Origin of the sequence: Sporocytophaga myxococcoides DSM 11118, from assembly GCF_000426725.1 — a bacterium.
Classification (GTDB): Bacteria; Bacteroidota; Bacteroidia; order Cytophagales; family Cytophagaceae; genus Sporocytophaga; species Sporocytophaga myxococcoides.
Window position 1 is genome coordinate 35,734 of sequence record NZ_AUFX01000013.1, and the last position, 13,830, is coordinate 49,563.

Here is a 13,830-nt window from a genome sequence, read left to right on the forward strand (position 1 = left end):
TAACGACTTTGCCTACCATCTTCCTATCACCTGATTCAAGATGTATAAAATATATTCCCACAGCATGACCTGTTAAGTCATGGCATTTTTCTTCCCTCAAAAAAAGTCTATAAACTCCAGATTATAAAGCATACATCATTTACAATCCATGATCATTTTTTTGAAAATAATCCGGATTATAGTGTTAAATCCTCCGAACATTTTGTTATTCCTTTAAAATTCAGAAATTGTAGATGTATAAAGTAACTTAACAATAAAGATCTACACACGTTTTGTTTGTTATTTTACTGATAATCAAGAAATGACTTTTTGACTAATCAATCAGTTAACTAATTGGATAAGAAAGTAAATATGTTGGAGTGATGGAGAAAAAAGTTAATAAGCCTTTCGATGAATTTTCAAGATTAGGAGAAATGGGAGCGTTAATAGCTTCTAAAGACTGGGAACAAACCTCTTTGGGACCTATAGAGCAATGGTCTGCCAGTTTAAAATCCTATCTGAAACTCATGCTTGGCTCGAAATACCAGATGTGGCTGGGCTGGGGCCAGGAATATCTCAAATTCTACAATGAAGCATACGCTCCCACTCTTGGAGTGAAACATCCTGAATCTTTAGGTAAATCTGCTAAAATCATCTGGAAAGAAGTTTGGGATGTCGTAGGGCCGATGTGGGACAGAGTTATGAATAGCGGAGACTCTCTGTATTATGAAAATCTACTCCTTATTTTGGAAAGGCATGGATTCAAAGAAGAAACATACCATACGTTCTCCTATAGCCCATTACCGGATGACAATGGAGATATCGGAGGCTTCTTTTGCGCGGTAAGTGAAGAAACCAAAAAAGTAATAAGCCAACGAAGGCTTACCACCTTGCATGACCTCTCCAATGCTTTCACCAAAGTTAAAACAGAAAAAGAGGTTTTAAATTACTCTTCAGAAATACTTAAAAGAAATCCTAACGATATTCCCTTCGCACTAATTTATCTTTTCGACAAAGAGCAAAAGCATGTAATTTTAAAAGAAGCTATAGGGGCAGAAAGTGGGCAGGATTATTCACCTTTAAAAATAGATCTTCAATCAGTAGACCAGGATATCTGGAGATTTTCAGAGATATTAAGTTCCCATCAAAATTTACTTATAGAGGATTTAACTGAATTTAGTTACATTCCTCAAGGTCCATGGGATGAATGTCCCACAAAAGCAATGATCCTGCCCCTGCTGAAATCCGGACAAGATCAACTCGCAGGATTTCTTATATCAGGAATAAGCTCGAGGCTTATAGCGAACGAAGAATATACAAATTTTCTGGGGCTCGTAACCGGTCAGCTCTCTACAGCTCTCGGCAATATAAGAGCACTGGAAGAGGAACGCAGAAGAGCTGAAGCTTTGGCAGAAATAGACAAGTCTAAGACTGTTTTTTTCAGCAATATAAGTCATGAATTCAGAACTCCTTTAACCTTAATCCTGGGGCCTGTAAAGGAACTGATTTCGAACAATTCCTTTGTTAATCAGGATGACAAAGAACAGCTTAATATTATACACAGGAATAGTCTCAGGCTGCTGAAACTGGTAAATACCCTTCTGGATTTTTCACGGCTTGAAGCAGGAAGGGTTCAGGCTGTATTCCGCGAAACCGATCTCGCTAGGTTTACCAGTGAACTAAGCAGTTCATTCCAATCCGTTGTAGAAAGTGCCGGTCTGACATTCACGGTCAGTGCCGGAAAAATTTCCGAACCAGTGTATGTTGATCATACCATGTGGGAAAGGATATTATTCAATCTCATCTCCAATGCATATAAGTTTACCTTCAAGGGATCCATAGGGGTGTATCTGGAGCAGGTAGATCAGCAAATTGAATTAAGAGTAAAAGATACCGGTACAGGTATATCAGAATCCGAGCTCCCCAAGCTATTCTCAAGATTTCACAGAATAGAAAATGCCAAAGGAAGAACTCATGAAGGATCAGGTATCGGATTAGCTATGGTATATGAACTTGTTAAAATACATTATGGAAGTATAAGAGTAGAAAGCAAAACTGACAAAGGCACAACCTTTATAGTATCCATTCCAATGGGTAAAGCGCACCTTCCGGAAGACCGTATCGCCAGTCTTGATGCTAAAAAAACAATAACACTGAATGCTTTGCCCAATCTAGAGGAAGAATGGTATAGCTTAAATAGTAACACTTCAGAATACTCCGTTTCAACCCCTCTCGGTGTAATTTCATCCGATAAGAAAACAGAAAGAATCCTCGTAGCAGATGATAATCCGGATATGAGAGAATACATTTCCAGGTTGCTGAGAGATCATTATGAAGTTATTGAAGCAGGTGACGGAGAAGCAGCGCTAAACGCAATAAAAACAGAAAATCCCTCTCTTGTTCTTTCAGACGTCATGATGCCTAATCTGGACGGAATAGGACTGGTAAAACAATTAAGGTCGGTTAGCCAAACCAGCACTTTACCTGTTATCCTGATCTCTGCAAGAGCCAATGAAGAAGCAACCATCGAAGGTATAAAAGCAGGTGCGGACGACTATCTGATCAAACCATTCAGCTCAAAAGAATTGTTTGCAAGAGTTCAAACCCATCTGGAAATGGCTGATCTCAGGAAGGAAGCAAAGGAAGCGGTAAACACCGAAAGACAGAAGCTCTACGATCTTTTCATGCAGGCTCCGGCTATTATAGCAGTGCTAAAGGGGCCTGAGCATACCTTTGAATTGGCGAATCCAAGGTACATGCAGTTAGTGGGCCAAAACCGCAATATAATCGGAAAGCCCATTCGTGAAGCATTGCCAGAATTAGCGGGACAGGGTTTTTATGACATTTTAGATGATGTATACGAGTCCGGTAAATCATATTCAGGTAATGAAGCATATGTAAAATTAGACCGCAACAATGATGGACAGTTAGATGAAGCATTTGTTAATTTTATATACCAACCAATGGTCGATGTAAAAGGGAGCATTTATGGTATTCTTGTTTATGCAGATGAAGTAACAGAACAGGTAAAATCAAGAAAGCAGGTAGAAGAGCAAAACAAGGTGCTCGAAATGATAACAAAAGGGCATCCACTTTCCGAATCACTTAGCCAGCTCTTATTGAGTGTCGAAAAGTGGTCAGACCATGAAATGATAGGTTCTGTTCTTCTTTTAGATGATGATGAAAAACGATTATGGCTCGGCGCTGCCCCAAGTTTGCCTGAAGAGTACAGCGATGCGATTGATGGGATTTACATAAGTGAATCTGTTGGTTTGTGCGGAACAGCTGCTTTCCTTAAAAAAGAAGTTATTGTACAAGATATTGCTGCTGACCCTCTCTGGAAGAAGTTTAAAGGCCTGGCACTAAAGCATGGATTAAGAGCATGCTGGTCAACACCAATTCTTTCTGGTGATAAAGTACTCGGTACTTTTGCAATATATTACAAAAAGCCCCATGTCCCTGATTACGCAGATAAAAAGAATGTAGAGTTTGCTTTAAGAACAATAACCATTGCCATTGAGCGCAAGCGTGCAGAGGAAAGATTGCAGGCTTCAAAAGATGAATCTGACAGGCAGAAACGGCTTTATGAGACAATTACAGGAAACACCCTGGATCTTATTTATGTATTTGATCTTAATTACAGATTTACTTATGCAAATGAGGCTTTACTCAGAATGTGGGGAAGTACATTTGAAAATTCCATTGGCAAAACCTTACTTGAAAACGGCTATGAACCCTGGCATGCAGAAATGCATGAAAAGGAAATAGACCAGATTGTGGCCACCAAAAAACCCATACGAGGCGTGGTTTCATTTCCCCATGCAACACTGGGAAAGAGAGATTACGATTATATATTTGTTCCCGTCATGAACGAATACGGAGAGGTGGAAGCGGTGGCAGGAACTACTCGCGATATCACTGATATTAAAAATGCAGAAAATTCCCTGGCTGAAAAAAACAAGGAACTGATTAGTATTAATAACGACCTTGACAATTTTATCTATACTGCTTCTCATGATCTTAAAGCACCTATTTCCAATATAGAAGGTTTAGTCGAGTCTATGTTAGAAAATATAGATGAAGAGGCAAGGGCAAATAAAGAGTTTAATTATATTCTGAGCTTAATTAATACATCCATCCAGCGATTTAAAGCAACCATTCTAGATCTTACTGAAATAAGCAAAGTACAGAAACAAACACAGGAAATTGCAGAAGAAATAAATTGCAGAGAGGTAATTGAAGAAGTAAAATTTATTATTCAGGATCAGATAAAAGCATCCGGTGCTGTGGTAAAGATTGACGACTCCAGTGTCAGCCAAATCAAATTTTCGAGGAAGAACTTTCAAAGTATAGTTTACAATCTTATAAGCAATGCGGTTAAGTATCGTCATCCGGACCGTTGTTCTGAAGTATTTGTCAATATTGAATATAAAGATAAATTGAACATATTAACAGTGAAGGACAATGGAATGGGTATAGGTGAATCAAATATTAATAAATTGTTTACCATGTTCAAACGCTTCCACGACCATGTAGAAGGTTCTGGAGTAGGCTTGTATATTGTAAAAAGAATTATAGATAATGCAGGAGGCAAAGTTGAAGTAGAAAGTAAAGAAGGTATAGGTACCACATTCAGAGTATACTTGCCCATACCCCAATAATAAATATTGATCATTCCTTCTCCCCGACTATGTCCTATAGTCACGACAAATTGACAGAATCGTTAAATGAACAAATAAAAAAAAATCATATATAAAGTCTTACTAGTATAGAAAGAACTGGTAATTGCATATAGGCGTATAATAACTACTTAAATTCCTTTTAATACTACCCATCTTCCTACAAATGCGCTTCTTTAAATTCAGCTTTTACATTTAATATTATTTACAGGCATGATATACTACATTTTATAAAACACATGCAGAAATAAGCCTGAAAATCAGATTTATAAAACCCATATAAGTCAGGGTCGTATATGAAGACACAAATAAACCAGTAAAATTTATGATTAAAATTAACATCTATTCTTTAATTTTTATTTGTTCTTTATTCGTTAGCCAGCTAGCTAAGGCACAAGTTTATGAAAAAGGTAATGTAATTGTGGACGCGTATTATGGAGGCCCTAATTTATATACCGGAGTTGTAAAAACATTTTACAAAGCAGATCAGGCTTTAGGTAATTTTGCAGACTTAAAGTATAAATCTTTAGGACCTGTAGGACTTAAGTTTGAATATCTGGTAGGTGCAAAAATTGGTATTAGTATCCATGCTAATTACGCTATGACCGGAGTTGAAGGAAAGTCTGTAGATGGAGGTACAACTTACAGTTACGAGGCATCTTATTCAAGATTGAGAATTATGCCAACATTTAATATCCACATGGGAAATTCTAAAAGATTTGATCCATACTTTTCATTTGGCGTAGGATATGCTAACCGCAAGTTTAAAGAAACAACAGATAATCCAAACATCCCTGAGCTTTCAATTAAAAATGCATCTCCGCTAGCATTCCGTGCTGAATTTGGTATGAGATATTTCTTTACTGATCATATCGGTCTCAATGTCCTTGTAGGTGTTGGTGGTGGCCCACTAGCAGGCGGAGGATTGTCCTTTAAATTTTAATCAACCTTATTAACCTTTACAATAAATCCGGAAATGATAGTTTCCGGATTTATTTTTTTATAGCCTATCTTACTGGATATTTTGCCTGAGATAGATATGATTTCTAGTAACCTTTCATAGATATCAATACTTCACAACCTTATATACTTTGCTTTGAACTTTAGCAAAATACAATCCAGGCTTTAAGTCGTTTCCAAATTCAAGCTCTGAAACATTGACATATGTTTTCAATAACTTCCCATCAGCATCTGTAATTTCTATGTTTAAAGGAGCTGGCATTTTTATATAAAAGCTGTTCTGACTTGGATTAGGATATATAACTATCGTTTGTGTTTTACTTTCTTCAGCTATATCTGTGACTACTTCTTCACAGGAACCATTACTTAAATCTGCACTTACATATCCTATCTGATCAATGTTTGCTAAACCATCAGTTGTTGCAGAAGCAAGTTCGATAAAGTGAGAACCTGAGCTTAAATTTAAAGTAAGATCAACAGCCTTATAGGTTGTAAATTCACCTGTGCTTGGAAAACTTAATGTAGAAGATAAGGCCACACCATCCACTTTAATCGTTGCTGGTCTTTCAGTTGTACCACCATTAGAGTATCTGAAGCTGATCGTTTTATTTCCAGATGAAGCGGCACTAATAGAAAATACAATCTTTGTTCCAATTGCATTGTCAATATTAAGATAGGCTGTCCCTTTGAATCCTGCATTTTTGGTTTCAAGAACTCCATCAAAACTACAGGCTTCATCTTCTGCTTCTCCTACTGATGAGCAAGATGTTTTGCCTGTTGTTCCTCCTATACAGCGACCGCAATTATCGAGCGTTGCAGTTCCGTTTGCTACTCCATTGCAATCTTTAGCACAAGCAGTTTTACCTGTAGTACCACCAACACAAGTACCACAGTCATCCTTAAAGGCTGAACCTCCGATAACTCCGGCACAATCTATCACACCATAAGCTGGCACTGCGGGAACCCATCCGTTAAAAAACCAGTTCAAGTCTCTATATTGAGTTGCCTGACTTGCGCTAAGCTGCTTTGATTTAGAATTTCGTCCTGAAGTGTTTATCAATGCTCCTGATTCATTTACACTTTTGTATTCTGCGAAAATTATATTGGAAGCATCTAAAGAGCTGTTTATGCTCCATCCAACAGTTGGAATATGTGGCCCCAGAGTACAGTTGAGATATACGATTTCGGCATATAGATAACTGGCTCCCGCATCTCTTCCTAAATAATGTGTGGTTGTAGCTGAAGAGGTACGTGTAAGCTTACAATCTGCAAACGCATAGCCATGAACGGTGTTACTGTTTCTTGCCATAACATTATAGCCACCATTATCATTGGCTCTGATCTCACAAGACTGGAAAAACACTGCTCCTGTTCCCCATATAAAATCTACATCTCCTTCTAGCATACAGTCTTTTACATAAACTTTTCCATCCAGCAAAACAGTATCCTGATAACTGTAAAACTCGCAATTTGCAATGACCATTCTTGCTCCGCTTGCTTTCAAAGCTTCTGCCTGGGTTCCGCCATTTGGAGTAGTATTGATAAAAGTAAGGCTTATCAGATTGATATCATCACCTTGAATATTAACAACTGATCTCCAATGAGTACTTGCATTTAAATTTGAGTTGTTATAGCCTTTGATGATTACTCCTGTTTTGCTCTCCCCCTCTATAGTATATTTGTTCTTACCTTTTATGTATGCAAGTCCGACATATATACCGTTTTTCACTAATATTTTTGCATTTGTATTACCAGCAGGCAGAAAATCAAAAGCTCCCTGAAGAGTGGCAAAGTCACCTGTACCATCAGCTGAAACTGTGTATTCCAAATCTGCAGCAGGTTTGGATCTGGTTGTAAAACTCCAGTTGTTTGCAGTAATGCCATTGAATCCAAGACTGGATGCATTTGAGAAAATAGATTTATCGACTGTTATATAATAACCTGTACTAAAATCCATAGCTCCTATTGAAAAACGGATATAGACCGATTTGCTATCTACTGTGACTGGAATAACTCTTATGGTTGTTCCATTGAGTGTCTCTGTCCAAGGCCATGTTGCAGACATAGGCGTCCCCGAAGGCATCTTGGAAAGGTCAATAGTTTCTTCTAAAGTTCCATTTGATTTATACAGGCTTATCTTACCTGAGCTTTGCAAGGTTGGTGTTGACGAAAAGGTAAGCTTAAACTGCATATCATTGCTCACATTTATCGCATTATCGACAGGAACCAATGTTTGTGCATTGATTCTAAATGCGACATTAATGATAAGTCCCAAGGTTAGAACTATTTTTAACATCCAGGACTGGAGGTATTCTTTGTTTCTCAACTGTTTCATTTATAGACCTTTGCTAGTTACAATAGTATTTTCAAGTAGAATACCCAGAGCAATGTCGAGAAGTAACATTTTTTTATAAAAATCTGAAATGATTTGTAAGTGTTGCTTTAAAGGAACATGCTGAATTTATACCATAACCTGAACTTTACCATAAATGTCTGAATCAGGTATTAATGTATTTTAAGATTTAAACCGAATACAAAAGGAATTACATAGTCCTAAAAATCAAAATCAGATGGTTAATTTTCCAATTTTATTCCTTCAAGATGCTATATCTGCGTCCTACATCTGATTTCTTTAATTTTACTCTTATGTAAGAAAAATCTGAATCCTAAAGAAGGAAAAGCCTTCTACTTTTGTTATAAATCAAAAGAGAAAGATATGAAAGACTGGAAAGATGAAACTCATTTATTAAAAAATGAAAAATTCAGTAAAGGTATTGGTAAAGATCTTGAAGCCAAGCTAAATAAACGATATGCTGTTTCATCCAGGATTGATGACGTATTCCGTGGGAACGATATAACCTTTTTTACGAATGAATACGGAGAACCTGTTACTTTATTTATTGGCTCAAGAAGAGAGGATGGCAATATTGCTGGGGAGTGTTATGTGAGGAGAATAAAAGAAAGAGACGAAACAAAAATCATAAAGAGCCACTGGGATAACAAAGGAAAAATTAAAGGCAATATGAGGAGGTAATTTAGTCCATAGCATTGGACTTTATTACCTCCTCATACAGGCTTTCATTTCTTATATAAGTATTCACTCTCCTATATATTTATCAAATTTAACTTCAATTTTATTTTTTAAATTTTGCTATAGTCAGTTATATTGGTTGTATATCAACTATTATAGCACACTAAGGTATGTTTATGGATATAAGTAAATTTAAGAAATATAATACAATAATAGCTTTTGTTAGTAGTCTGGCAGTTTATATCATGCTATTCGGATTCATTCTTTCAATACCAGAGTACTTTTATCTTGACATTTTAATCATTGTTATAGTTATTATTATAGGAATAAATATTAAGCCTAAATTTAAAATATACAAAACCAATATCTCTGATATTGCAAAAGGTATAATCTGGAGTTCTTTTTTTATTTTGATATACTTTATCTATGTTTTGGCAGATTTAATAATCAACTACCCTAAATGAGATTTTATCAACTCTCTTTACTAATATTCGCTTTATAATATAAACTTAATACATAAATAAAGGCCAGATAAACTGGCCTTTATTGTTTTTACAAATCTCATTAAAATCACTTCCATCCCCCTCCTAAAGCCCTGTATAACTCCACCTTGGCAATCAACTGCTGATACTTTATGTCTGCACTTGTTAGTTCAGTCTGTATCAAATTACTTTGTGCTGTTATTACTTCAAGGTAATTAGCCAGTCCTCCAGCAAAAAGGTACTTTGCATTTTGTACTGCATTCAACTGAAGATCTACCTGTGCTCTCACAATCTGCTCTCGCTCATTTAGTCGATCCAATGAAACCAATGCATTGCGCACTTCACCAAATGCCTGAACAACTGTTTGTCTGAATTGAAGCTCTGCTTCCTTTCTTCGAATTATTGCAACTTCCAGATTAGTTTTCAAAAGTCTTCTCTGGAATATTGGCTGCGTAAGACCTCCTGCTACAGTCCCAAATAATGAAGCAGGTGCTACAAGCCATTTACTTGCCTCAAATGCATTCAATCCTCCTGATGCATTAATCAAAAGTGAAGGGTATAGATTTGCCCTTGCCATTCCAACCCTAAAATTAGCAGCTTCAAGATTCTGTTCACTGGCTTTTACTTCCGGACGATTACTCAGAACTTTAACCGGAACACCCGCACTTAAAGTATCAGAAACAACCTGATCAATAAGCTTTGCAGACCTTGTTATTGCTCCTGGTAATTTCCCTAATAAGATCGCCTGATAATTTTCTTCAACCGAAATCTTTTGCTTTAACTCTGAAATCAATAATGCAAAAGTCTGATTCTGAAAAGTTGTTTGCTGCACACCCAATTCTGTAATCAATCCAGCTTGTTTTTGTAACTGCATCATTTGAACTAGCGTATCGCTCAACTGTTTATTAGCAATGGATACTTTAAGCTGTTCATCCAACATCAACAATCTGTAAAAACTCCTGGCCACTTCTGAGACCAGCCTGGTTTGAATAGCTCTGCTTGCCTCTTTAGTGTATAAGTAATTTGCAAGTGCTGCTTTCTTCTGCTTTCTTATCTTACCCCAGATGTCTACTTCCCAGGACAACCCCACGCTTGCATTATAATCCTCAATATGTTCCCTTCCCAGAAAATTCTTCAAACTTAGTCCTGTAAGACTATTCTCAGAAGGATTTAAAGTAGAGGCGGAAACATTCGCATTGATGGAAGGCAGCCAGTTTAACCTTGCCTGTTTGGCATAAGCCTCTGCTTCTTCCACACGGCGATAAGCCACATTCAGATCGTAGTTAAGGGCCAAAGCAGTATCTATAAGCTGAACAAGTTCTTCATTATTATAAAAAGCTTTCCAGGATATGCCACTTATGCCTGAATCAACATCAGTATTATTGGTTGTGTCTGAAAATGAATTTGGCAACGCTACTGGCAATTTCTGATAATCTTTTGCAGTTCGACACGATACTGCAACCATCAGTAATAAGAGCGAGAGCAGAACATTAATTGAATTATATGATTTCATGAGTAATTTCTTTTTGAATATGTGTTTCCTTCACTTCAGGCTCAAAATCTATTTCATCAGATTTTAATGGCCTAATCTTTTCCTGAAGGGATTGAAAAATTACAAATAGCACCGGGATTAAAAATACCCCGAATACCACTCCGGTTAACATACCTCCTGCAGCACCTATACTAATAGAATGATTCCCCTGAGCCGAAGATCCTGTTGCTAACATTAGAGGGATAAGTCCAACGATAAAAGCAAAAGAAGTCATCAGGATCGGTCTTAACCTCAATCTGGAGGCTTCCACTGCTGCCTTCCACAATACCATGCCAGCCTGACGTCTTTGCAATGCATATTCTACAATCAGAATAGCATTTTTGGCAAGTAATCCGATCAGCATAATCAGTCCAACCTGCACATATATGTTATTGTCTATGCCGAAAAGGCCAGTAAAGGCAAATACTCCAAAGATTCCAAGAGGAATAGTTAAAATCACAGAAAGAGGTAGAATATAACTTTCGAACTGAGCAGCCAGAAGGAAGTATACAAACAAAAGGCTTAGTATAAATATAATAGTAGATTGTCCACCAGAAGCTATTTCTTCTCTTGTCATGCCTGTCCATTCATAAGAATACCCCCTTGGAAGGGATTTTTGTGCTACTTCCTCCACGGCCTTGATTGCATCTCCGGAAGTATAACCTGGCTTTGGAACCCCATTGATTATTGCCGCATTGTAAAGGTTATTGCGTGTAACTGTTTCTGGTCCATAAACGCGGTTCAGTGATGCAACAGTTGTTAATGGAACCAACTCTCCTTTTATATTCTTCACATATACCCTGTCAAGTGTGGAAGGTGTGGCTCTGTCGGGTGCATCTGCTTGTACAATTACCCTGTAGAATTTCCCAAAACGGTTAAAGTCCGAAGCATAGGTGCTGCCATAATATACCTGCATGGTTTGCAGAATGTCTTTAACAGAGACACCGAGTTGCTTGCTCTTTACTTCATCTATATCCAATATATATTGAGGATTACTGGTGTTGAAGGTAGTAAACGCATAAGCAATTTCAGGACGCTGCATCAACTCCCCCAAAAATTCATTAGTTGTCTGACTCAGTTTATCCAGTTTTCCTCCGGATCGGTCCTGCAAGGTCATTTCAAAACCATTTACATTTCCAAAACCTGGCACGGTAGGCAGTACAAATAAAAAGATAGTCGCTTCATTTATAGAAGAAATACGTCCGTTTAGCTCCTGCATGATAGCATTCAGATCTTTGATCTTCCCACGTTCCTTATACGGTTTAAGTCTTACAAAACCCAAAGCATATCTGGGACTTGTTGAATTGGTAAGAATATTTAAACCCGAGATACCTACATAATGACTTATAGCTTCCGTGTTTTTTACAATATTTACTAATTTATCTACAGCCTTTTGTGTTCGCTGCATAGAGGTTCCAGGAGGTGTGCTTAGTGAATACACAATAAAACCCTGATCCTCTGATGGAATAAAACCTGTTGGCGCTTTTCTGATCATATAAAATGTAACTGTTGATATCAGAAGCAATCCTGTTACAGCTACCGCCTTATGACGCAGTAAGAAATGCAATGAGCGTACATATTTATGCGTCATGGTATCAAAACCTGCATTGAATGCATTAGCGAATTTCTGCCAAAGACTTTTTCTCTTACCCGAATGATCCTCATGATTTTTAAGAATCAGCGCACATAATGCCGGACTGAGGGTAAGTGCATTTACTGCAGATATCAGGATAGCAATAGCCAGTGTAAATGCAAACTGCCTGTAAAACACTCCTGCCGGTCCCTGCATAAAGCCAACAGGAATAAATACTGCAGACATGACAAGCGTAATGGAAATGATAGGTGCAGAGATTTCTCTCATAGATTGAATAGTGGCATTTCTCGGTGATATCTTGGATTTACCCATTCTTGCATGAACCGCTTCTACAACAACAATTGCGTCATCCACTACGATACCGATTGCCAGCACCAGGGCGAATAGAGTAAGCTGATTAATAGTAAATCCGAAAAGCTGCATAAAGAAAAATGTTCCTACAATCGCCACAGGCACTGCTATAGCAGGGATCAGCGTGGATCTAAAATCCTGAAGGAAAATAAATACAACAATAAATACAAGAATGAAAGCTTCAACGAGTGTCTCTTTCACCTGACTGATCGATTCATCAAGATATTCTTTTGTACTATAGATAATTGTATGTGCTACTCCTTTAGGAAATGATTTTGCCGATTCTTTTACAAGGTCATTGATAGCAATCTGTATCTCATTGGCATTTGATCCTGAGGTCTGGAATATCGCAATGCCAATAGCATTCATTCCATTTAAAGTGGTGTTACTGTTATAGGCAAAAGAACCAAACTCCACCCTTGCCACGTCTTTCACTCTGATTGTAGAGCCATCATTACCAGCTCGCAGGATAATATTTTCAAACTGTTCATTTTTATTCAGCTTTCCTTTATACTTGATCGTAAATTCAAATGATTCCTTGCTGCTTTCTCCGAACTTGCCTGGCGCTGCTTCCAGATTCTGTTCTTGAATGGAGGCGATTACCTCCTGAGGTGTTAGGTTATAGGCCGCCAGCCTATCCGGCTTCAACCAGATTCTCATAGAATAATCTTTTGAACCGAACACTATTGCCTGTCCTACTCCCGGAATCCGTTGTATTGCAGGGATTATATTGATCTTGGCATAATTCTGTAAAAAAGTCTCATCATAAGTTTCTTCCTTACTCATCAGATTGACAACCATGATCATACTATTCTGCTGCTTCTGTGTGGAAACTCCTGCTTGCACAACCTCTTGAGGTAGCTGACTGACAGCCTTGGCCACCCGATTCTGAACGTTTACCGCTGCCACATCAGGATCAGTACCTAGTTTGAAATAAACAGTAAGTGCCATTGTACCGTCATTATTGGAATTGGATGTCATATAGGTCATCCCCTCGACACCATTGACCGATTCTTCTATTGGAGTGGCCACTGATCGTGCCACAACTTCTGCATTTGCACCAGGATAAACGGCCTGCACCTGCACGCTCGGTGGAGCTATATCCGGGAACTGTGTCACCGGCAAAGACAGCAGCGATATACCTCCAAGCAATACTAGTATTATGGAGATCACCGTAGCCAGAACTGGCCTTTTTATAAATTTCTCTAACATAAGTATATAGA

At 37.8% G+C, this 13,830-nt stretch carries 6 protein-coding genes; 3 read left to right on the forward strand and 3 right to left on the reverse strand.

The genetic code is table 11. From position 1 onward, the window contains the following. Window positions 1–362: 362 nt before the first annotated feature. Together K350_RS31385 and K350_RS0116355 are read left to right on the forward strand one after the other, a co-directional pair. Window positions 363–4,640: an ATP-binding protein gene (locus tag K350_RS31385; RefSeq protein WP_051313213.1), complete on the forward strand. Its 4,278-nt coding sequence runs from the start codon at window positions 363–365 to the stop codon at window positions 4,638–4,640. 343 nt (window positions 4,641–4,983) lie between these two features. Then, window positions 4,984–5,601 (forward strand): outer membrane beta-barrel protein, encoded by a 618-nt coding sequence (locus tag K350_RS0116355; protein WP_037576067.1) that lies wholly within the window; start codon window positions 4,984–4,986, stop codon window positions 5,599–5,601. A gap of 123 nt (window positions 5,602–5,724) precedes the next feature. Here the strand turns inward: K350_RS0116355 and K350_RS0116360 are convergent, their stop codons facing one another. After that, on the reverse strand, window positions 5,725–7,953 hold the full coding sequence (locus K350_RS0116360; protein ID WP_028980831.1) for a pectinesterase family protein: 2,229 nt from the start codon (window positions 7,951–7,953) through the stop codon (window positions 5,725–5,727). A gap of 381 nt (window positions 7,954–8,334) precedes the next feature. Between K350_RS0116360 and K350_RS0116365 the strand changes: the two genes are divergently transcribed. Next, window positions 8,335–8,652, forward strand: coding sequence for a hypothetical protein (locus tag K350_RS0116365; RefSeq protein WP_051313214.1), 318 nt, complete (start codon window positions 8,335–8,337; stop codon window positions 8,650–8,652). Window positions 8,653–9,219: 567 nt separating this feature from the next. Here K350_RS0116365 and K350_RS0116375 read toward each other — a convergent pair. Next, window positions 9,220–10,644 carry a TolC family protein gene (locus tag K350_RS0116375; protein ID WP_028980834.1) on the reverse strand — a complete coding sequence of 475 codons (1,425 nt, stop codon included), beginning with the start codon at window positions 10,642–10,644 and terminating at the stop codon, window positions 9,220–9,222. Continuing rightward, a complete protein-coding gene (locus K350_RS0116380) occupies window positions 10,631–13,819 on the reverse strand; it encodes an efflux RND transporter permease subunit (RefSeq protein ID WP_028980835.1) in 3,189 nt (1,062 codons plus the stop codon). The genes K350_RS0116375 and K350_RS0116380 overlap by 14 nt, the downstream gene beginning before the upstream one ends. Between the last annotated feature and the right edge of the window lie 11 nt (window positions 13,820–13,830).